This window comes from Arenibacter sp. S6351L (assembly GCF_023016025.1).
GTDB lineage: Bacteria > Bacteroidota > Bacteroidia > Flavobacteriales > Flavobacteriaceae > Arenibacter > Arenibacter algicola_B.
Genome location: NZ_JALKBB010000042.1, coordinates 1 through 23,330, shown reverse-complemented (window position 1 = coordinate 23,330; position 23,330 = coordinate 1). Strand labels below are relative to the sequence as shown.

General features: G+C 40.5%; 18 protein-coding genes. 3 read left to right on the top strand and 15 right to left on the bottom strand.

The genetic code is table 11. From position 1 onward, the window contains the following. Positions 1–3: 3 nt before the first annotated feature. The 13 genes from MWU82_RS22570 to MWU82_RS22510 form a co-directional block, all read right to left on the bottom strand. Complete coding sequence (locus MWU82_RS22570; RefSeq protein WP_247098019.1) at positions 4–4,011, bottom strand: hypothetical protein; 4,008 nt, start codon at positions 4,009–4,011, stop codon at positions 4–6. Between the two features lie 455 nt (positions 4,012–4,466). Then, positions 4,467–6,116, bottom strand: a complete 1,650-nt coding sequence (locus tag MWU82_RS22565) for a SulP family inorganic anion transporter (RefSeq protein ID WP_247098018.1) — start codon at positions 6,114–6,116, stop codon at positions 4,467–4,469. Positions 6,117–6,292: 176 nt separating this feature from the next. Continuing rightward, positions 6,293–7,804 (bottom strand): hypothetical protein, encoded by a 1,512-nt coding sequence (locus MWU82_RS22560; RefSeq protein ID WP_247098017.1) that lies wholly within the window; start codon positions 7,802–7,804, stop codon positions 6,293–6,295. Positions 7,805–7,911: 107 nt separating this feature from the next. Beyond that, the gene (locus tag MWU82_RS22555; RefSeq protein ID WP_247098016.1) at positions 7,912–8,319 is read right to left on the bottom strand and encodes a DUF4174 domain-containing protein; all 408 of its coding nucleotides are present in this window, start codon (positions 8,317–8,319) and stop codon (positions 7,912–7,914) included. A 50-nt stretch (positions 8,320–8,369) separates the two neighbouring features. Then, a complete protein-coding gene (gene corA, locus MWU82_RS22550; RefSeq protein ID WP_215948992.1) occupies positions 8,370–9,434 on the bottom strand; it encodes a magnesium/cobalt transporter CorA in 1,065 nt (354 codons plus the stop codon). A 58-nt stretch (positions 9,435–9,492) separates the two neighbouring features. Further along, positions 9,493–10,350: a mechanosensitive ion channel domain-containing protein gene (locus MWU82_RS22545; protein ID WP_215948993.1), complete on the bottom strand. Its 858-nt coding sequence runs from the start codon at positions 10,348–10,350 to the stop codon at positions 9,493–9,495. 250 nt (positions 10,351–10,600) lie between these two features. Next, positions 10,601–13,222, bottom strand: coding sequence for a hypothetical protein (locus MWU82_RS22540; RefSeq protein ID WP_247098015.1), 2,622 nt, complete (start codon positions 13,220–13,222; stop codon positions 10,601–10,603). 30 nt (positions 13,223–13,252) lie between these two features. After that, on the bottom strand, positions 13,253–14,161 hold the full coding sequence (locus MWU82_RS22535; protein WP_247098014.1) for an alpha/beta hydrolase: 909 nt from the start codon (positions 14,159–14,161) through the stop codon (positions 13,253–13,255). A 13-nt stretch (positions 14,162–14,174) separates the two neighbouring features. Further along, the gene (locus tag MWU82_RS22530) at positions 14,175–14,963 is read right to left on the bottom strand and encodes a polysaccharide deacetylase family protein (protein ID WP_247098013.1); all 789 of its coding nucleotides are present in this window, start codon (positions 14,961–14,963) and stop codon (positions 14,175–14,177) included. A 184-nt stretch (positions 14,964–15,147) separates the two neighbouring features. Beyond that, on the bottom strand, positions 15,148–16,230 hold the full coding sequence (locus tag MWU82_RS22525; protein WP_111623013.1) for an NADH:flavin oxidoreductase/NADH oxidase: 1,083 nt from the start codon (positions 16,228–16,230) through the stop codon (positions 15,148–15,150). Next, positions 16,214–16,465: a nicotinamide mononucleotide transporter gene (locus MWU82_RS22520; protein ID WP_215948998.1), complete on the bottom strand. Its 252-nt coding sequence runs from the start codon at positions 16,463–16,465 to the stop codon at positions 16,214–16,216. Before MWU82_RS22520 ends, MWU82_RS22525 begins: the two co-directional genes overlap by 17 nt. Positions 16,466–16,553: 88 nt before the next feature. Then, positions 16,554–17,144 carry a Crp/Fnr family transcriptional regulator gene (locus MWU82_RS22515; RefSeq protein WP_215948999.1) on the bottom strand — a complete coding sequence of 197 codons (591 nt, stop codon included), beginning with the start codon at positions 17,142–17,144 and terminating at the stop codon, positions 16,554–16,556. A gap of 61 nt (positions 17,145–17,205) precedes the next feature. Beyond that, positions 17,206–17,556, bottom strand: coding sequence for a ribose-5-phosphate isomerase (locus tag MWU82_RS22510; RefSeq protein WP_031443704.1), 351 nt, complete (start codon positions 17,554–17,556; stop codon positions 17,206–17,208). Positions 17,557–17,713: 157 nt separating this feature from the next. Here MWU82_RS22510 and MWU82_RS22505 point away from each other — a divergent pair, with 157 nt between their 5' ends. Beyond that, positions 17,714–19,228 carry a Gfo/Idh/MocA family oxidoreductase gene (locus tag MWU82_RS22505; RefSeq protein WP_111623016.1) on the top strand — a complete coding sequence of 505 codons (1,515 nt, stop codon included), beginning with the start codon at positions 17,714–17,716 and terminating at the stop codon, positions 19,226–19,228. 150 nt (positions 19,229–19,378) lie between these two features. Here MWU82_RS22505 and MWU82_RS22500 read toward each other — a convergent pair whose 3' ends face one another. Beyond that, a complete protein-coding gene (locus MWU82_RS22500; RefSeq protein ID WP_247098012.1) occupies positions 19,379–19,771 on the bottom strand; it encodes a VOC family protein in 393 nt (130 codons plus the stop codon). Between the two features lie 861 nt (positions 19,772–20,632). Between MWU82_RS22500 and MWU82_RS22495 the strand changes: the two genes are divergently transcribed. Together MWU82_RS22495 and MWU82_RS22490 are read left to right on the top strand one after the other, a co-directional pair. Further along, complete coding sequence (locus MWU82_RS22495) at positions 20,633–21,445, top strand: nickel-binding protein (RefSeq protein WP_215949002.1); 813 nt, start codon at positions 20,633–20,635, stop codon at positions 21,443–21,445. A gap of 374 nt (positions 21,446–21,819) precedes the next feature. Further along, positions 21,820–22,779, top strand: a complete 960-nt coding sequence (locus tag MWU82_RS22490; protein WP_247098011.1) for a lipid A-modifier LpxR family protein — start codon at positions 21,820–21,822, stop codon at positions 22,777–22,779. A gap of 218 nt (positions 22,780–22,997) precedes the next feature. Here the strand turns inward: MWU82_RS22490 and MWU82_RS22485 are convergent. Next, a partial coding sequence (locus MWU82_RS22485) for a transposase (protein WP_247098010.1) occupies positions 22,998–23,330 on the bottom strand: 333 nt, incomplete at its 5' end.

Genomic DNA, 23,330 nt, shown 5'->3' with positions numbered 1-23,330 from the left:
TTGTTAGTTATCTTCAGCAAACTCAAGAGCTACATGGTACGCTGTATTTCTTCCCTGCTGTTGGGAAATTATCCAATCCCGTATTCTTATACCCGCGTAATATGGATTGTTTGAAATTCCAGAGACGGCATCCAAATGCTTGTTCATAGCAGACACCCCATTAAAAAGCTCTCTAAATAGATTCTCGAAGGTAGCAAGAACATTTTCTACATTTTTGTTTTTATTTTTAAGGTCTAGGTTAATTTCCGAACGATAATCGGTGACATATTTTAACACATTACTTGCTATCGAAGGGCCATTATCGTCAAACGGGTTCCAAGGATATAATTCAACATCTGGATCGACGTTTTCTAGAATTGCCATGGTTACATCATGTTCGGTAAAAATTCTTAAATCTGCGGATGGATTTAGCCATAAGTCATAGGCCCTTACTTTAAAAAGATCATATTTATTGTTACTATTTCTTATTGCATCTATTTTATCCGCTATTTCATCTCTTTTGTTATTCTCTTCCTGATCTGTTAAACGTATACCGCCAGGTGCTGTTACATTATGCATGGCTATCTCCTTAATTATTATGGAGCGATTCTTTTTACGTCCTTCAGGGGTATTGTTGTCTGCTAAATAATAATCCAAAGGTGCTCCTGAAATTCGTTTTAGATTGATTTCGTTCTCTATGACCATAGTATTGTCCTCAATTTTAACCCAGTTTGCTTTTCGACCTTCTGGCGTAGGAATGAAAGCTTGGGAGGCTTTTATTGCCCGATTACTCCTCAACTTTTGATTGGTTGCGTTGGAACCTGAATTATCGGTGTATCCATAGATTTCGATGTCTATCCAGATATCTTGATCAATAAGCTCCTGATATCGCTCTTTTAATTGATTGCGAATAGAAAATGGCCCTTTGGCATTATTATCAATGAGCGGATCAGCATTATTAACGCCAAAGTCATATACTATCCATGCAAACATTGGTATTGCCCCATTGTGATTGCCTGTTGTTCCAACTTTCTCAATTATAAATTGGGACTCCAAAGAATTTTTCCTTTCCTCTAGGGGAAGCGTGTTTGCCGAGTTTTGTGTTGCAGGATTGGATGGCTGATTATTGTTTGTACTAGGATTGGAAGTAACACTATTACCCGATATTCTATTAGGGCTTACTGCTGAGTAAAAAGCATCTTCTTCATGACTTTGACTTGTGCCGCCAGATGTCCCAGTAGAATTATTTGAAGTTCCCGAAGTAGTTGTTCCCGTACTACCAGAGCCTGTCCCAGAAGAATTTGATGAAGAATCTTGTTTTTGTTCGTCCATTTTTTTCCCTTGATTGATCATGGCTCCAACTTGGGAGTTGCTACCACTGCTGCCTTTGGCAGAACCACCCATATAGGCCATGAGCACATCACGTACGGCTCCTATTTTTGCCGCTTCAAGATCGGCCATGGTTTTCATGTTCTGCGCTGCCAACGATGCTCCCGCAACTGCCGCTTGGCCTGTAGTGTCAATGCCTTGCTGCAATAGAGCAGCTGTCTGCTGCATACCACTCATATCCCTAAATATATTTGAAGTAGTAATTGCATTGAGTACGGCACCCACTCCAGCTGGATCGGGTAGGGGTTGTGGATTTTGAATATTGACAATTGGAGATTCCAACCTAGGGGATGTTAAACCGTCATCGGTGGCTCGGGAACCTGCCTGAATAGGGGCTATGTCGGGAGCTTGATGTGGAATTGGTGATTCTTGCCAATCCCAGAAGCGGGTTATATCCAATTTTTCGGAAGCGTTATAGCGACCTAGAACTGCTTCGGTAAAGACTCCTTCGGTGGGTAGAGGTATAAAAGCTTCTTCGGTCTTAGACAAATCAATGTGTTTTTTCTTCCATTGTTCCCATGCCCAATCGGTTTTGATTCTGGTTAGGTCTGGCACATTAAATTCAAGACCTTCCCTTAGAATAGGACGCCTTGCCTCCAAAGAAGCTTCCGCATTTATCAAGTTGTTCACATTCATTGGTTTTGGATACCAACGAAATACAATATAATTCCCATAGGTGGTAAGGGGAACCGCATCTATTTGTTCTATAAGTCGCTGTCCCTCATAATTATAATGTGCCAATCTCATTACGACTTCATCAGCTGTAAGATTTTGCCAAATTAACTGACTATAATAGAGCTTCTCTTCGTTTAGCAGTTCAGAAAGCTGCTTATCAAATTCAGGCTGTTTGAATTCAAAAAACAAAATGGTGCCTGAAGTCCCTGGAAGCCTGCATGCCACCCGTTGATTGACCATACGGTCGCCCAAAATAGCATTCACCATGAATTCAGCCTTAGTATACTCTGTATTTTCCGAGGAAGTTGTTTCAAGTTCAATTTTTTTAATTCTATCAATGGGAATTGCCGGGTCAATTTTAATGTATCCCAAGTCATCTTGAGAAAAAATTAGTACGCTATTATCGTCCAATTGAACTCTAGCGCCTTTGGTTCTTTTTCTTAAGTCAGCGTTACCGAACATATTTTTGATAAAACGCAATTTGCAGTCAGGTGGGAAATTCAAGGTGCTAGACCCATAGCGCAAGTCTAATTTTATTTTGGCCTGGATATCTCCACTGGCCTTTTCGATTAGTTCTCTTGTAAAACTGGTTAGTGCCCCATTGTACAAAACTGTCCTGTAACGGTCTATGATTCGAACATCGTTAAATTCAAATGGTTTCATTGGAATAAAAATGCACCGATCGTATTTCGATAATTTTACCTGTGTTTTATAAATCTGAACCACTTCGTAATAATGTACCGAAAGTGCATGTGAATGGTTATAATTGGTAATTACACGGGTACGAATTTCTTCCCTTTCCTCCTGTTTTACTTCCCTCACCACGGCTGCCCTTTTATTACGGACCGAGGTTGAATTTTGTTTGGTACTCGCCGTTATATCCTGGCTCATTTCAGCCGAAATATCACGTCTGCCTGTTGAGGAGGATACTGAAATGGCAGAACCGAAAGTTTTGGAACTACCATGTGAACCCCCAAGGCCCAAAGGTCCAAGAGTTAGTCCGGCAGAAAAACCTCCGGTTTTGGTTTTCGCGAAGGATTGGGAAGCTGAAAATCCATTCTGTACTTCTGTGGCTACGGCGCTTTGTACTTCTTCAATTGCCCGCGATTGTTCAGATGCAGCCGTTAAACCTTCTGTTTGTCTTATTTCTTCTTCCATACTCCCAGACTCCTTTCTGGACCACTCAATAATGGCTACTTTGGTGCTTTCGCCCGGTGCAAGACCTATACTATGTAGAAGTTGGCCAAGCGATAGCGCATGTGGTGTCCAAGTTTGGGTAAAGGTCAGTACAGATCCTTTGGCCGGCCTGCTGAAACCGCTTTTCCCTTTGGATGATGTAAGAATGTCTATTTGATGTGCACCGTCTGTTAATTCTGTGATATTCTCTTCAACAGTTCCTATAGCTTCATCAATTTGATCAATAAATATTTTTTGGTAACTAAGAGTTTCGGTAGCATGTTTTCCTCCCGTAGGTAACAGTTCAGCCGGGGCGTCGGGATCGCTATGAACACTTGTTTCGGGATTATAGGCATCATTGACCAAGCGTTTTGCATTGAGATATGGTGGCCAGAGGGAAAATTCCCTAATGGTATCCAAGTGCAAGGCCTTTACCAACTTTTCCTTACTTTTTTGTCCTACACCTTCTAATATTTCTATACTTTCATTGACAAGTTCATATGCTGGTTTACCTTCTGCATCTTTATTTAATATATCTGAAGGAATCAATCCCAACTTGGCATATAAGGTATCAGGGTCGGAGGAAGCCAAGGTGATTTCTTCTGTGGCCTTGAATATTTTGGAAGTACCAAGATCAAAAATGTTGTTGATTCCTATTAGCTTTAAAGAGTTCTCAATATCCTGTGTTACATTCACCATATTGCTAACGGGTAATTGTAAAATTTTCCCAATTGGAAGTCGAGCTTTTTCATCTTTCAAAATTGAATCAATATTAACGCTGCCTATTCTCATAATTTAAGGTTTTTCTTTAATAGTAATATGTTTACAAATTAATAAGTGGGCACGAAGGGTCGCTTTCGGGGAATAAATTTGCGGAATGCTGCTTACCAATTCTTAAGCAAGGAGAAGTTAACCAACATAATCTTAATATCATACCAAATCTGTAACCAATCATGCAACATATGTAACATTAACTACGATTTACTATATCCATATAAAGGAAAGATGCTTTGTAGGAATTTATCCCTAGTGTTTGAGTAGGGGCTATGTGAAGTTAATCTCAAGGAAATACTAATGGGTCTTTTATTTTGTAAATAGATAATCCACCTAATATTCCGTTTAATTATTTGCGGGATTTACGTCATTATACCACATGTTGCGTTACCAAGGTGCTACTGAATCTAGAAAGGAATTTTAGAATAGAATTGCAAATAAGCAAGTCTTAAATCTATGATATTTATAGAAGATTAATTAAAGGATTTGGCCTTTTCCAAAGCCTCATTAATATGCTTAACAATATATTCTTCTTCCAATACTGAGAACATTTCATTCTTCTCAAAATCCTTTTTGGTTTCTTCGTTAATACCTGAAAGGATTACTTTTATCCCCTTGGCCTTATATGATTTTATGATCTCCTTTAAGCTTTGATATCCGGTGGCATCGATTAAGGGAACATAACGCATTCTAATAATAATGACCTTTGGTTGTAAATGGGTATTGGATATGGTCTCCTGAAATTGCCGTGCTGCACCAAAAAACAAAGGTCCGTTAATTTCATATAATAGCACGTTTTTGGGGAGCTCCAACAATTCATCGTCGAACAAATGTTCCCCGTTAATATTATCCGAAGTGATTTTTTCAACAAGGACAGCTTCGCTCATTCTTTTCATAAACATAAAACTGGAGAGTACTATTCCAATTTCAATAGCTATAACAAGATCGAAGATTACGGTAAGGAAGAATGTGGTTAGTAGGATGATGATATCCATTCTATTTCCCTTTAAAATAGATTTAAATTGCCGCCATTCGCTCATATGATAGGCCACAACCATTAATATTCCAGCCAAACAGGAAAGGGGTATCAACTTGGCATACGGAGCAAATAAAAGCATTATGGACAGTAGAACTACGGCATGTACTATACCCGCAATGGGAGTTCTACCACCATTCTTTACATTGGTGGCCGTTCTTGCAATGGCTCCAGTGGCGGGGATACCCCCAAAGATGGCCGAGAATATATTGGCAGCACCCTGTGCTATCAGTTCCATATTGGAACGATGTTTACCACCTATCATGGAGTCGGAAACCACAGCGGACAGTAGGGATTCTATACCGCCCAAAAGGGCAATGGCAAAAGCTGGCTGTATCAACGATTTCACCGTTGCATAATCCACGTTGGGAAGGCTGGGCATGCTCAAATGATTAGGGATTTCCCCAAAATTGCTTTCAATGGTATCAACGGGAATTCCAAAAACCTGTACCACAATAGTAGACAATAGGATGGCCACAATGGAACCGGGTATTTTCTTTATCAACTTTTGAAAATATAGGGTAATAATGACCGTCCCGGCAGCGATTGCAATGGCATACCCATTTATCTTGTCCATATTTTCAAAATAGACCACCCATTTATCCATAAAATCGGCGGGTACTTTGGCTATGTTAAGTCCGAAGAAATCATTGATTTGGGAGGAGAAAATAATCAAGGCTATACCACTGGTAAAGCCTACGATCAGGGAGTAGGGAATAAATTTTAATAAATTTCCTAGTCGGGCCAGTCCCAAGCCTATGATGATAAATCCGGCCATAAAAGTGGCTATGGTTAGCCCATTAACACCAAATTCCTGGACAATGCCGTAGACAATTACGATAAATGCTCCGGTAGGGCCCCCAATTTGGACCCTACTGCCCCCAAAGGCCGAAATTATTATCCCGGCAATAATAGCCGTTATTATTCCTTTTTCCGGCGAAACACCGGAGGCTATGGCAAAGGCGATTGCCAAAGGAAGGGCTACTATGCCCACAATAAGTCCAGAAAGTACATCTTTTGTAATGGTTTCCTTGGAAATTCCCTCTTTTAAAAGAGAGAACAACTTAGGAATAAATTCTTTGTTCATAATAGAATCAAATGGTAGTCAAGGGTATTCAGTGAGGTTTTCAAGGTATATTACATTTTATGATAGTAATAAGCGGGCATAAACCTAGGGCGATTTTTTCTTTTGAAATATGACAATAATCATTTTATTTCGTTGTAACATTATATTACTAATATTAAGCAGTTCCATTTTTTTAATTAGGATTGTAGAGTTGTGGAGACGGTGGCACTTTCGCCTTCTTTCAGGTCTATGCTAAGATAAGAATAAGGCTGTGGTGTATTTTTCTCTACGGTACAATTTGTTTTTGTACCGTTCACAAATAAAAACTCATGGGTACCAGGTATTTTAGCGGTCCATTTTATAGTTTCCCCATTTATATTGTGGGCTATGGTTTTGGTCCTTCCAAAATGTTTTACACCAATTATATTGGAGAGTAGGGGAACGTTGTCCATTTCAGCCCATTCCAAATCTTTCTCCAACCTAGAAAAGCTCACAAACCCATTAGTGGCGGCATCTGCCTCTAAACCCATCAAGCCTCGGGTTAAATGCTCAATTACTGTAAAGGAATTTTCTGGATAGGCCCGTCTGGTATTTAGGGGACTGCACAAGTTAATGATCATCTTGTTGGCCAATTCAGACTTGCCGTTTTCATAAAATATGATAGGCAAATAGGATTTTAGTTCTACTATTAATTTACTAAAATTGGTCTCGTATTTCTCTACCAGATCCAAAATTTTAGAATCGTCCCGGATGGCATCAAAATAAAATAGATAATGCAAAAAAGCCTGATCTTCCCCTACCATAAAATAATCAAAGTTCCCATTGTCATAAAGAATGGAACGATATTCCTCATTTTCGTTATCATACCAAAATTGATCTAGGAATTCCTGTTCCTGTTTGGCCTTCTCCATGTATTCTGCAGATAGGGACAGATTGCCCCTTAGCTGTAACATTTCTGCGTAGGCCCTGTATGCGGCCACGATGGACGCGGACATATCTATACCTAAAATTGTTTCCCCTCTACCACCTTCATTATAGGAAGGGATTCCCCTTTTATTTCCAAACCTGCTTTTTTCAAGATTCTCGGGTGTATGCAGGGAGCGACTTCGGTTTAAGATTTTGTCCGAACCCAATTCCCAACGGTCAACATATTCATTAAGGCTCAGTTCATAAAAATTTATCAGATCTGGGTTCTCCAGGTAATCTTTGTTTCCGGTCCATTTATAAAGTCGATTGGCGCTGTAGGTTACATCAAAGTTGGCAGGCAGGTTATACCAAAAATCTTGATCGTTTTCGTAGTCTACCGGGGCCGGTTTATTAAACCTGTTAATTTCCCAATAGCTACAGTAATCTTTTTCCTTACTAATGTTTTGGGCAAACTTTAGGAACATATTAAAATTGTGTTTTCCCAATCCTAAAATTTCTGCCCCAATAGCCTGATGCGACACGTCTCGCATGCAAAACGCTTCACGGTCGGGCAGTGCAGCTTCATACCAGTACCCAACCGGGTCATCATTGTCATGGGCGTAGGACAGGGCCTTGTACTTTGCCCAGCTGAAAGCCTTGTCCAATTCCTTGTTGGAAGAATTGAATAATAACTCTCCAGTATTAATTTGGGTCGGTTTTTTCTCGGTTTCTTTTTTACAACTGCCGAGCATAACCACTAAAAGCAATAAAAGGTAGTATGTGGAAGTTTTGGTTATTTCCATGGTGTGGATTTTATTCATTGGATCAGCTTGATTGTTTAGGATCCATATTTTTTAAAAATAAACAATTGCGGATTTGCCATGTCAATAACAGTTCTACAAATATTGATTTACCTGTTTTTGTTTTTCATTTCGGCTCTTCTCATCGGCATAACGTCAATGGTTGCAAAAAGTTCCGATGTTGAAAGTACTTCAATCTTTTCTAGTTTTATGCCCCCGTCCAAGCCTATCAAAATCACCTTAAAGTCTTCCTTATTGTTTGCAAATTTATCAAAAAGTGTAGGAGAAGTTATCCACTCGATATCTTTTCCTTTAATCTGGTAATTCATTAATTTATACCTATCCGGCAAAACCTGATAGACTATAATTTTTCTTTCCTTGAGTTCCTTGGGAAGACTATTAAATTCGGTAATTTGTTCTTGATATGCCCTAGAATCCTCATTTTGGGAAACGATTATAACCACTCGATTTTCCCATTGGTGTTTTTTTAGATCCTGTCCATTGGTGTAATTCATCATCAAAACTCCTATTAGAAGAAGGTTAGTACGTATTATGCTATTTAGAGTTTTTACAACCATTTCTTTTTTCTAAAATAGATCAACATGCCAATGGCAATAACAATGATTACCCCCCACATGATAAAATAGCTATACTTATAATGAAGTTCAGGGACTACATCAAAGTTGGTTCCATAGATTCCGGCAATAAAGGTCAACGGTATAAAGATCACCGAAAATACCGTCAGGAATTTCATGATATCGTTCAACTTACTACTGATGGTGGTGTGATAAATGTTCAATTGGTCGGATAGTATCTCCCTGTAACTGTCGGAGGAATCGCTGGCATGATTAATATTGTCCTGTAGTTCCTTAAAATGCATCTCGGTACTTTCCGTAATATAATCCGATTCCATTTTGGCGAGGCTCAATATCACTTCCTTGGCGGGTTTAATATTCTTTCTCAAGAAATTCAATTCCCGTTTATAGGAGTTGATTTCCCCTATAATCTCCTGCTTGGGTTCTTGGAGCAGGCTTTCTTCAAGGGTTTCAATTTTTTCGCCCAGAACCCCAATAATGTAGATGTAGTTATCAATAACAATATCCAGCAAGGCAAATAACAGGTAATCCGTGCCGCCATTTCTAATTCTCCTTTTTTGTTTCCTTATGCGCTCCCTGACCGGTTCAAAGACATCGCCTTTGGTTTCCTGAAAGGATATTAGGATAGATTCGGTCAAGATCAAACTTAAATTCTCCACCTGAATGGTGTCCGAGTTGGGCTGTTGCTGCAACATTTTTATGGAAATAAAAATGCAGTTGTCGTATTCCTTGATCGTGGGCCGTGCCTGGGTGTTCAATACATCGGCCAAAACCATTCTGTCAAAATTAAATTCATTGGCAATTCCTTCAATAATTTCGGTATTGTGCAGTCCATCTATATTAAACCAGGTAACGGTGTCCTTTTCCTGATATTTTAACACCTCCTTTACCGTCTTAATGGTTTCTTCGGCCAGGCTATTGGCATCAAAGTCAATTATTCGAAGCAGTACTTCATTAATTCTCTTATCGCCCCGGAAGATAAGTTCATCCGGTGAAACACCTATCTCTTCCTTGGATTTCTTTATGAATCTTGCCATGTTTATTTTTTTGTTGATCACCACTTTTTCTTTTGTTTATACTATGTTGTTTACCCTGTTATTCATTTTTTGGGAAAATTTCTGTATGGCCCGACTTAAAGTGCAGGTCCATTTGGGGAAATGGTATAACAATTTTGTTTTCACTGAATTTACGGTTAATGATCTTTCTGATATCACTTTTTACCTTCTCGATCCTAAATACATTTTCACTAAAAAAAAGCACCTCGAAATCCAAGGAGGAATTGCCAAAATTTACAAAGCGGCCCTCTATGGATTTACCATCCTCAAAATCGGGATGCTCCAAGACACTTTCCTCCAATATTTTTACCACAAGATCTACATTGCTGCCATAAGCCACCCCAACACCTATCTTGAAACGGGTCTTTCTTTTCTGATGGCTCCAGTTGATTACCTTGTTGGTCGTAATCAAAGAATTAGGGATGATGATAGATATGTCGTTTCTGTTTAGTCCCCTTGAGGTTCGCAGCCCAATTTCTTGGATTTCAACAATATCCCCATCTATTTCAAGGATGTCGTTGATTTTGATCGACTTCTCCGAAAGCAATATGATACCAGAAATTATGTCGTTGAAGGTTTGTTGCAAGCCCAATCCAACCCCAACCAAAAGTGCCGCCGAACCAGCTAAAAATAAGGTCAACTTAACGCCAATGGATTCCAAAATAAAACCAATGGCAATGACCCATATCACATATTTAATAATTTGATAGAGGGCATAGGTATTTCCCGTATCAAAGTGTACCCCTTTGTAACGGCGAAACAGGGCTTTTTTTATTAGCTGCACTATCACCTTGGTGATAAGTAAAATTAAAAGTATAATGACAAGGCTGTACACTTTAATTTTATAATCGCCAATACTGATCAGATTAAAATCCAATAACTTGCTTAGTGTATCCATTTCATTTTTTTAGGGCCACCGGATGCCTTGCCAAGAAGTTGCAGCTTGGGCAGGGGGAGGGTAGGAGCGTTGGTGTTTTTCTATTGAAATATAGTGAAATCCGTTGAACATTTCTTCTAAAATTTGGCTTTTGGCCGTAGTTTTAATCTTTTATAAATACATAGAGGCCAGTTGTAACCCTAGGCATAAACTTATTTGTATGGCCAGGTTTTGTCTTTGGGGGAAGAGCCATTGGAGGCAGGCCTATAGCTTAATTCTTTAGCAACCACACTTCAGAGGCCAAGGTGCCCCAACCACCTGAATTACGCCATTGTTCTACACTAATACGGTCACCATGGGCCACATCGGGTGCACGTTCCAATCTAATGGTCAATTCTCCGTCCTTCGTTACCGATTTAGGAATGCGATACGTAAAAAAATCGCTCATTTGTAGTGGTAATTCAACATTATCGGCCAAGACAATATCATCGGCATATATTTTTTGAGATTTTTGATTCATCCTGGAGGCATAACGCTCTTGGAACCAAGGTCGAACAAAAGTAAACTTAACAGAATAGGAGGCCTTGGGGTCTAGGTCTGTGTAAAAAAGACTTACCCCTTGATCTTCATTTTGGGTGAAGTGCATGGAGCGTTGGCTTGGCCTATTTTCCTCCGATAACATTTGCGAAACGTAGGGTTGCCCATGGTCATAGGGGTATCCGTTAATGACATGGGGAGCTATATTTCCAGTACCCAAGTTGTCATAAAACCCACCTTCACCGGGGTTTGCATAATCAACGATCATTTTTAAAAGCTCATCGGCCTTTTTTGTATCGGTATTTTGGGCCCTTGTCAACTGTCTCTTGAGCCAACCTAACCCAATATAATCATGTTGTAGGTTAAAATAACCATCGTTTCTTTGTCCATAAATAGTATTGCTCTCTTCCCCCAACCGTTTGGCCTCCTCACGAAGGGCGGCCATTTCCATAGTCTCTTTTGGAAACTTCAATTTATTGAAAATATCCTTTAGTGCAATGGTCCGGTCGTTCTGTAAATAGGCTGCAACATCTTCTTCTATTTGGCGCTCCAATTCCTTTTGTTGCGCAACATTGAGTTTCACGTATTTGTCCAGTGCGGCTTTTTGCATGTACATTCGCCATAGCCAATTGCTTTCCATTATTCTAGAGGGCATTACTTGTCCGGCTTGTTGTACAAGATCGTAATACTCATCTATTCCCTGTTTTTTATCAAGGGGAACCCCTTCCTTTTCTTCCAGATTTTTTTCCAATTGCAAAATGGCTTTGGCCATGAATGGGGCTGCTTCAAGTCCAAACCAGGTTTCTGAATATTCCGTCAGAATTTCATCAACAGTTGTCCTCGGGGACCACAATAAACGTTGCCACATCCACTGGTTAAAATGATCGTGGTGTCCACTGGAATGTGTTATGTCTCCATTGCCATAACGCATTAAATCGTTAAAGACCCTGTGATAATATTCGGGCCAAGCAAAGAAGGTTAATCGATTATAGACCATTGTTAGGAATTGATCGGGCCGCCTATTATATATTTCATTACTCCAATGCGGAGGTAGATCTCCGTTTCGATCGGCCCTGGGATACATTTGGATATAAGCGTGTTGGGCATATTTCCAATGGGTAATTTCATTGTAATAGATCAACTTGTGACGAGAAGGAATTTGATGGATTATTTCTTTGGGATACAATCCATAGGGCCCAAATCCGGGGTATTCAAAAAGATCCATGCGGTGTGTTTGCCGATGTCCTGGTTGCCAGGTTGTGGCATCCGAACCGGGACCATATCCCCATGCCCAAAGCCAATCCCTTGGTTTTTCCTGTAAATACTGGAATATGGCGTTGTCGTCCTCATTGTCAAATTTTTGATTGGTAAAATAGATGCGACTTTTGGGGTGATATTTATGGATAATCGCAGCCATTTCCTCCACCAATTTTATGAACGTTAGGCCATAAGGATTGCATTTATCACATTCACAACCGCCGCCATCACCACCATAGAATTCAATAAGATCATAGAATTGGCTATCCTTAAAATGCTCGTTACATTTCTGTAGCATATAATCCCTGGCCTCAGGAACTGAAAGACAGACATATCCTGAACGCCCAATGGATTCGAAGGCATTCCATTCCATTGGCACTTTGGCTCCAGCAGTATTGGCCCCAAATTTAGTCTGTGTCATCAATCCATAAGATTTTATAAAATGGTACATGGACTCATCTTCGGCTGCAAAAATATTGGCGCCTGCCAGCGCATAATCCAAGAGTGCACCTTGTGTTTCCTCTTCGGTCCAATCCCTTACCTGAGCCAATTTTTTGGCAACACTACTTTGTCCAATTTGGGTTCCCCGGATTTCGAAGGCAGGAGCCGTCCTAATGTTTAAATTGTTGGGTAGGGCCAGTTGGCCTTCTTTATATACCAATTGCCTCAATATTTCCCCAACGGCATATAGGCAACCCCGATCATCCAAACCAGCGGCAATTAAAATTAAACTGTTGGAATCATCAACAGATTTTAATAGAAACCCTTCCCGGCCCGGAGCCAATGGGGTTAGTTCAGGAATCCTTAATGTCTTAAATTGGGCGGACAATAGGGAATGGCGCTCTGGGGTGCCCAAAAGAATTTGTAATTCCCCTGAAACGTACTGGAGTTCTTTCGTCTCCCGGATAAGACGCACATCAATATTGGCGTTTTCTTCCAATCTTTGCTTCAATAAATCGGCTATATTCAGTTCTACCTGGCTCGCCCCATTGCCCGTAATAATAGCTATCTTTTTAAATAGGATTTCCTGTGAATGGCCAATGAGGCCGATAAGGGCTACTAGACATATTTGAATTGTTTTGGCGAGTACCTTGTTCATCGAAAAAATGCTTTTTGGTTGGTTATAGGGTTATGGATTTACGATACCACTTTTATCCATCCAGGAAAACAAGGGCTGCATCCATTCATCGGTAGGGATACTTAAAACAAAACCATGATTGCCTTTTGGGTACAGGTGCATTTCCGATGGTATTTTATTTTTTATCAACTCTTGGTAGAACCGAATACTATTTTCCACGGGAACTACGGTATCATCACCAGTATGCGTCAACCACGTTGGCGGAGTTTCGGAATCGATGTGGAGTTCGTTGGAAAAGCTTAAAATTTGTTCCTCCGAGGCCGATTTTCCAAGTAAATTCTCGCGAGATCCGTTGTGGGTCAGTTCGTCTTTCATACTGATTACGGGATAGATCAAAATCATAAAGCCGGGTCTCAAGCTTATGCCTTCAGAATTGGGGATGTAAGATTTGTTGAAATGAGTTCCTGCGGTCGATGCTAAATGCCCTCCGGCAGAAAACCCCATAATTCCTATTTTATCCGGATCCAAATGCCATTCTGCAGCCCTTTGCCGTACTATTTTTATGGCTTGCTGCGCATCTTGTAGTGGTCCAATGCTTTTATCGATCATAATTGAATCATTGGGCAAGCGGTATTTTAGGACGAAGGCGGCAATGCCCCTGCTATTAAAGGCCTCTGCAATACGTATGCCTTCCAGTTTGTAGCTTTCCATGCCATATCCGCCACCTGGGCAAATAATTACAGCGGCTCCCGTTGACAATTCCTCCTCGGGAAGGTAAACTTTTATGTTGGGCCGGGAGACACTTTTGTATCCAAAGAACTGCCCGTCCTTTTTTAATTCAATTTCTTTTGTCTCGCTAGGCTTGCTATTGGGAATTGTTGATGAATAAAGATCTATGGTTTGTTGAGCTTCCGAATGTATGGAAATCATTATGAGAAAAAGCAGTACAAGTTTTTTCATGGATGTAGAATTTTTAGTTACTCAGTTTCTTTTTTAAGTCAGGAGATATTATTCCCTTGGCTTCATCCGCATCAATATAGGCTTGTAATTGCCTAAGGGAAATCACCTTGTAATTATGGTCGGATAAATACTGCAGATATTCCCTAAAGAGTGCAGGTGGCGTATTTACCCAAGGGTGCTCAATATCGGGTACACCGTGTAACGTTAGCACCACAATCTTTCCATTTTTGGCTTGGTCCAGGGAAGTCATAATTTCTTTTTTGTTTTCAGCATCGGTTGCCCAACTGGGAATAAGATAGGGATGATCAACTAAGGGGTCATAAGCCCTGCTGCCGCCGGCCCGGGCAAAGGTGTATTCTTTTTTTTGTAGAAATTCCAAGGTAAGGGCATTTAGTCCGTAGCCGGGATAAGCAAAGTTTTGCGGTTTGGCAATTCCCAAGGAATCGCATTTATTTTCTATATATTCCAACTCGGCATTAAATTCTGTTTGCGTCAGTTTGCTTACATTGGCATGGGTGCGGGTGTGATTGGCAACTTCAAATCCCATGTTGTCCAGGGCCTTGATCTGTCGCCAATTCATGTATAGGGTACTGTCCTTATAATTCGGAGGGAATTCACACACAAAAAAGGTGGCTCCAAAACCGTACTCTTTTAACATTGGGGCTACAACGGAATATTGACTTGCCGGAGCATCATCAAAAGTGAGAACTACCAGTTTATCGGGTATTTTTTGTTTTAGGATTTGCGAATGGCAATAGAAAATAGTGAATACGGTAAAAAGGACAACTAAGAAATTTTTCATAACGCTCCTACTAAAAGGATTAATGCTGATTCAAGAGACTACTGATTAGTAAATTGGTTGTGAAATCGTATCTTTTCTTGCTTCACATCCCTAAAATACCACACTCCTTTGAATAATTGACTGAATTTTTATATTTCTTCAATATAGAGATTAACAGTTGTCCCTGGCCCCGAAAAAATCATGTTCAAGAATTCTTTTTATTTGAATTGAAAGCTCTGCCATATTGCCAGGGAATTTGGTGTTCCATATTCAATTCATGGGCTGCGTTTATGGAAAAATAGGGGTTTCGCAAGTGCTCTCGAGCAATAACCACCAAGTCTGCCAGCTCCTGTGTAATTATATCGTTGGCCTGTGCCGACGTTGTGATCATGCCTACGGTACCCACGGGAATCCCTATTTTTTCTTTTATTTCCGTTGCATAAGGCAATTGGTAATTTGGAAAAACCATTGATTTGTCCACATGGGCAAAACCACCACCTGAGGCGGTTATGAGATCAACGCCATTGTTCTTTAAAATCTTGGATAGGGCCAAACTATCTTTCATACTCCATGCATCCGCTGAATCCAAATAGTCCACTGCAGAAATCCTGACCAATAAGGGCATGGTATCAGGTATTACTTTTCTTATTTCCTGAACAGTTTCAATCAAAAAACGAATCCTATTTTCGAAGCTTCCTCCATATTGGTCACTTCTTTTGTTAACGACGGAAGAATAAAACTGATGAAATAGATAACCGTGTCCCGCATGGAGTTCTATAGTGTCGAACCCTGCTAATAAGGCTCTTTTGGCGGCTGAAGCAAAATCCAATTTTAGTTTTTGTATTTCTCCAAAGGTCAATTCCTGTGTTGTAATTCCGTTGATTACAGTTGAAGATGCACTTTTGGTAATCCATCCGCCCTTGTCCAGAGGCAATGGTTTCATTCCTTCATTTGGATGGGTATTACTGCCTTTCCCTCCGGAGTGCCACAATTGAACGCCAATTTTTGATCCTTGTTCCTTAACAAACCTTACTATAGGTTTCCAAGCCTCCATTTGCCTATTGTTCCAAAGACCAGTATCATATAAGGTATTCAATCCTTCTTCCGATACAGCAGTACATTCGGTTATAATCAATCCGGCACCTCCTACAGCCCTGCTCCCCAGGTGGACCAAATGCCAGTTATTGGGTATACCCTCTATGGCACTGTATTGTTGCATTGGAGAAAGGGCTATTCTGTTTTTTAACTCCAATTCCCTAAGTTTTAGCGGGCTAAATAAATTTTTCATTTTTATTATGTTTCCAAGTTATAAATCCTCTGATGTTCATTATTAAAAAGGCACTGTTGCCAATTCCAATACCAAAACTGCCTATTGGTCCAAAGCCCAAGCTTATCCAAATTAAATTGGCTATGGCAAAGTAGATAAAACCGGATTTGTTCTTTTTCCCTAAACAATAAACGGCTATGAGGCTTAAGATCATGGCCAGCCAATCCAATAGATAATATTTAGTAAATGCTTCCATGCTGTGTACAGGATTAATGACAAAGCAAAGTTGCCTTAAATGATTATGGAAAAAGTTGAAGTAGATTAGGAAATATGGTTGAAATAATTCAACTTTTACCTTTCACTTTGTTGTTCCGAATTTTTGAGAGAAATTCGGTGGTCATTCCAAGATAAGAAGCCAAGGCGTATTGTGGGATATGTTGTAAAAATTGCGGATATTTTTCTGTGAAATAGGTGTACCGTTCTTCCGCAGACTTGGTCAAATTCATAGTTATTCTACGTTGTTGGGAAGCCAAACCCCTTTCTGCAATAATCCTGAAAAAGGTCTCAAACTTTGGATTGCTTTTCTTCAAATCCTGTTCTTTTTCAAAATCCAGTTCCAATAAAGTGCTACTTTCCAAGGCCTCCACGAACATAGTGGCAGGTTGTTGAAATATATAGCTATTATAATCCGTAATCCACCAATCATTGATGGCCAAGGCTATGGTTGTTTCCTGTCCGGACTCATTTACCACAAATGAACGCAATGCACCCTCAACAACATAGAATCTTTTTTTTGCAGTAAAATTGGGTTGTACAATGAATTGTTTTTTTCGAACCTTTACTACCTTAAATTTGGAGCTAAAATGGGATGCCTCCTCTTCCGTTAAAGAAATAAATCGCTGAATGTAGGATGCAATTTGGTATTGTGGATCCATTGCCAATTAATGAGTGATAACTTATTTAAATTTAGGAAATTTTTTCAGTATCCACACCTACTTAATTATACCAAACAGCATACCGCTCACGTCTTAATTCCAAGGCCAGACCTTCCTCAATTTCTAAAGCTTCCGCTCTGGTCAATACGGGATCTATATGATTATAAAGGCTGGGCCTTAGATACAGCCCGTATTTCTCCACAATGTTGGAGGATAATTTATGGCCCTTCTTATTTCTATATCCGGTCTTATGCTGTTCAAATCGTTCCTTAGGGGTCTTGGAGGTCATACCCACATATAAACATTCCAATACACCATTAAATTGGGGATTGGCGGCCCTAAACTTGGCATTCTCTGTAAAAACGCGCTTGGATAATTCCACAACATAGACTCGGTATAGGGTTTTGGACATGGTTGATCTAAAATATATGAGCTTAAACTAAGTAAAATTGGTATAATTTTAATGACAAATTTTCGGTATTCCTCCAATAAGACCATTTTTTTTCCGAATTTAGAGAGCACTAAATGCAAATTAAAAAAATAGTAAACAATCAAAAGCAATCTTTACAATGAAAAAAGAACCAAACAAACCCCTACCAATTACACGTAGATCTTTTATCAGTAAAACGGGAGTGGCCGCTGCCGGTATTACTATTCTCCCGAGCAATGTAATTTCGGGATTGGGGCATAAGGCTCCCAGTGATAAATTGAATATTGTTGGAGTAGGAGTGGGAAGTATGGGGTTTGGCAACCTGAAAAATTTACAGAGTGAAAATATAGTCGGACTCTGTGATGTGGATTGGAAATATGCAAAAGATTGTTTCGATTACTTTCCCAAAGCTAAGAAATACAAGGATTTTAGGGTGATGTTCGATGAGATGGGCAATGAATTTGATGCTGTTTTGGTAGCTACGGCCGATCATACCCATGCCATTGTAGCGGCAGAGGCCATAGTGCGAGGAAAACATGTTTATGTGCAAAAGCCTCTTACCCATTCGGTATACGAATCAAGATTATTGACCAAGTTGGCCAAGAAACATAATGTGGCCACACAAATGGGGAATCAAGGGGCCTCTGGAGAAGGAGTGGCCAAAACCTGCGAATTAATTTGGAGCGGTGCCATTGGAGATATAACAAAAGTGGAATCCTTTACCAATAGACCGATTTGGCCACAAGGCTTAAATCCACCTACACAAGGACAGTGGGTGCCGGATACCTTGGATTGGGATTTGTTTACCGGTCCTGCAGAACTAATACCTTACAATCAGGTGTACCATCCATGGAACTGGCGCGGCTGGTGGAATTACGGTACCGGGGCTCTTGGGGATATGGCCTGCCATATTCTTCACCCCGTATTTGAAGCCTTAAAATTGGGCTATCCTACCAGGGTACAAGGGAGTTCCTCACTGCTGTTAAGGGACAGTGCCCCAACGGCACAATCCGTACAAATGACTTTCCCGGAACGGGGCAGGAAAGGGAAGATCAAATTGCCGGAGGTAGAGATTAATTGGTATGATGGCGGTATTAAGCCTAATCTACCTTCCAATTGGCCTAGTGGCAAGAACCCCAACAAATCTGGTGGAGGAACCTTCTTTTACGGTACCAAAGGTATAATGCATACCGGTTGTTATGGGGTGGAACCGGAAATTTTGGGAAGGGAACTTCCTAAAGTGGCAGAGACAGAGCGAAGGGTGGAAAAAGAGATCGGAAAGGCTTGGAACAGAGGTGCTCATGAGATGGACTGGGTACGGGCCTGCAAGGAAAGTGCGGAGAACCGCAAGCCTTGTACGTCCGACTTTTCAGAAGCCGGACCTTTTAATGAAATGGTGGTTATGGGTGTTTTGGCGGTACGCTTACAGTCCTTGGATAAAATTTTGAATTGGGATGGGGAGAATATGCGCTTTACCAATATAGGACAGAACGAGACCATCAAGACCGTAATCCGTGATAATTTCGTGATGAAGGACGGACGCCCACATTTCGAAAAGGAATGGACGGACCCCGTTGATGCCAATGCTTTCGCCAAAGAACTTATAAATCATACCTATAGGGAAGGTTGGAAATTACCGGATATGCCGGCATAGAAAGTATATTTAAGATATATAGAAAAGGGAATGGGCGAGAGCTGGTTCCCTTTTTTAATTGGCTTTGTCCTTATGTTTAGTCTGAAATTGGACCCATGTACTTTTTAGGAAGCACCATAGATTTAAGGCCTTGCGACTTTGTACAGAGTGCTACTTCATGGAATGTATACCAATCATATTTCCTTCGGTATCACATGCCAGAACCATAGCACCATACTCACCAAGGAAAACTTTGGGCTTCATCACCTTTCCACCCGCGGCATTTATCCTAGATTCTTCCTCACTGCAATCCTCGCTCATAAAATATACAATAGTACTATTGTTGCCAGCCTTAAATCCATCCATTTTCACCAAGGCTCCGGAAGCACTGTTCTTGGATTCCATATTAGCAGGAAAAAATAGCATTTTCATACTGTCCTCGGCAGAAGGTGGCATTGGCATTTCATTCAACTCCAGTTGAAATACGGCTTCGTAAAATTTTTTGGCCCGCTTTAAGTCATCAACATAAATTTCGAACCAAACCACTGGATTTACATTTTTCATAATTATATAATTTAATATTTGATAATACTTCCAAGGTTATTAAGGGTATTCAAAATGTATGGGACTAGGTTCATAATCCTTGGTTTATCTAATATAACAAAAAAATGACCAAACTATTGATGTTGAGTTATTAGCATTGCAAAAAGTTAGTTTGAATATAACCTTACTAATCAGATTGTAGTTAATAGGCAAGAGCCATTAGCCAATAGGCAAGAGTAAAGAGAAAAGAATCAAGAGTCTAGAGTCTAGAGTCTAGAGCAAAGACAAATAGTGGTCCGGCTTCTAGGTTCTAGTAGCGAAGCGGTCTTGTTTCTAATTCCTAAGTCAGTAGGCAATAGCCAATAGCCAATAGGCAATAGTAAAGAGTAAAGAGTAAAGAGAAAAGAATCAAGAGTCTAGAGCAAAGACAAATAGTAGTCCGGCTTCTAGGTTCTAATAGCGAAGTGGTCTTGTTTCTGATTCCTTAGTCAGTAGCCAATAGCCAATAGCCAATAGGCAAGATTAAAGAGTAAAGAGAAAAGAATCAAGAGCCAAGACAAAAGAAGTCTGGTATTTAGGTTCTAGTAGCGAAGCGGTCCAGTTTCTGATTCCTTAGTCAGTAGGCAAGAGTCTAGAGCAAAGACAAATAGTAGTCCGGCTTCTAGGTTTTAATAGCGAAGCGGTCTTGTTTCTGATTCCCTTATCTACCAAATTTAACAATCACAACCAATGATTTGCTCCTTTTTCAATATTTATAACCAATATTTTGGTATCTTTAGAAAGCTGGTAGTCATGGTGATATGGCCTTTGATGAGGCGCTATACCTGTACTTTTACCCAGCTTTGACCAATTTTCGCCCCCCCATCCTAAAAATGAGAAACTATGCCACTATTTATGGACAGACATTATATTGAAGGGGCCACTCCTGAAGAGGTTGCAAAGGCGCATCATGAGGACATGAAAATTCAATCTAGGCATCATTGCAAGGCATTGACCTATTGGCATGATGAAGATAAGGGCGTGGCTTTTTGTCTTATAGAAGCCCCATCAGCAACTGCCGTACGAGAAATGCATCAAGAAGCACACGGTCTTATACCCAACCAGATCATTGAAGTGGACGGATCGGCCGTAGCCCAATTTTTGGGCCGGGTAATAGACCCCGAAAAAGAGGACGGGAAACCCATGACCGAAAGTCCATTTAGGGCGATTATGTTCATAGATATGGTGAGTTCCACAGATATTACCCAGGCCTTGGGAGACAGCAAGGCCCTTGTTCTGGTGCATACCTATAGGGATGTAGTAAGAAAGGCCCTTGTGGATCATGGGGGGCGTGAAGTGGATAGGGCGGGCGATGGATTCCTGACAAGTTTCAGATCTGCTTATACGGCTTCGGTCTGTGCAGTGGAAATACAGCGCCAATTATCCAAGTACAATGAATCCCGTGAGGATGGAATTTTGCTGCAGGCCAGAATAGGCATTGGGGCAGGAGAGCCGGTACAGGATGGTGACGCACTATTTGGTTCTACGGTGAATATGGTGGCACGTATCTGTAGCTACGGGGGATCTGGTCAAATTATTACTGCCAAGGTGGTTAAAGATTTGTGCATAGGCAAGCCGATCTCCTTTACCTCACTGGGCGCGCAAAAGCTAAAAGGCTTTGATGATCCCATAGATCTGGAACTTATTGAATGGTGATAGGCTGTTTAGCAGTTTTCAGTTTTCAGGAGTCAATAGAACGGAGCCTAGAATCTAGAGACTAGAGTCAAGACAAAAAAAAAGTCCAGTATCTAGTTTCTAGTAGCGAAGCAGTCTAGTTTCTTATTCGTTTGGCAATAGACATTAGCCAATAGTTTGGAACCAAGAGTCTAGAAACTGCTGCCAAGACAAAAAAAGTTCAGTATCTAGGTTCTAATAGCAAAGCGGTTTTGTTTCTAAGTAAATTAAGCTTGGAGTTCAAAGAAGCACCCTCCCTAAAATGGAAATGTACTTAATTTTCTGATTATTAATTTGTACTTTCTCCCCGCCAATACATCTCCAATAAGTTGAATCTAGTTTTTAAACCACTTAAAATGGGGCCCAGTTTTTCCAAAGGCTTATATAACTCCCTAACATTGTTTATTTGTTTTGTTGGAGGGACCTTAATTTCCGTGGCACAACAAGAGATGAATAATCCTGATAGGGGTACTCTTCGTAACCAAATTGGATTGCGGCACGACAATGATTTTATATTGCTCACGGATCGGTATTATACTGCCGGACTATTTTTAACGTATCGGCACCGACTTGAAAAGGGATTTTTTAATTCCGAAAACGAACAGCTTAGCTTTTCCCTTGGGCAGGAAATTATAACTCCGTCATATCTTATTACAGAGGACGTCCAAAAATTGGACCGCGCCTATGTCGGATTTTCGGCACTTAGGTCAGGATGGTCCCGTGTGGGGCACAACAATATGATAGAGGCCAATTTTCTCCTTGGTATAGCAGGCGAGGCTTCGGGAGCAGGCAGTTTGCAAAGGTGGTACCATCATTCGGTTATGAAAACCGAAACCCCGACCTGGGTGGGGGAAATGGAAAATAGTGTTCATTATAACCTGTACACCAGATACCTTTACGAATGGCAATTAGCTCCCAACCCATTTAGTATTCATATTGCGGCACAGTCCCAATTTGCTTTTGGCACCCGGGATATTTACATGCATCCAGAGTTGGTGGCCTATTTTGGAAAGAGAAATCCGTTATCCTCCAGTATAGCACACAACCAAATTGGATCTACGGACAGTGAGATTTTCTTTGCCCTACGTGGTGGTTATCGCATGGTGGGGCACAACGGCCTCTTGGAAGGCAATGCCCTGGGCGATGATTCCGTTTTATTGGTCGCCTCCAATAAAACAGTAGCCTATGCTGGTTTCGATTTTCAATTCCGCCACGGCCGAAATGAGTATTGGGTAGGGGTACGCTATAATACTCCGGAATTTGAGAAGGCCAGGGCCCATCAGTACGTTATACTGTCGTATACCAGGGGATTTTGATGCCTAACGGTAGTGTTGAGTAGTTAGTATTATGTATTAGGTGGTAAGTGAACAGAAGTCAGAGCCAATAGCCAATAGAACGGAGACTAGAGCCAAGAGCCAAGAGTCAGGGGACAGTATTCAGTATTCAGTAATCAGAGGCTGAATCTATTTAAAGTTCAAAGTTTAATGTTCTAGGTCTTTACGGAGATTGAGCATTCTAAGATAAAAACAAATTTTTAGGCAGCTAATTTTATAAACGGTTCATCTCTCTTGACCACGGCAAATATCCGCAATACTATTTTATTGGCCACTGCATTTAAAACTGATAGTTTGTGCTTTCCTTCTTGGGTTTTTCTTTGATAATATCTTTTCAGTTGTGGATCGTGCTGTATGGCACTTCCTGCAGCCTTGAACAATATGGCCTTTAAAGTTTTGTTCCTTAGATAATGTGTTTTGGTTCTACCTCTTATACTGCTTCCGGATTGATATGGAAATGGGGCTAGGCCACTGTGGCAGCTAAATTTCCGGGCATTTGAAAATTTCAGGAAATTATCGGTCTCAGTAATACA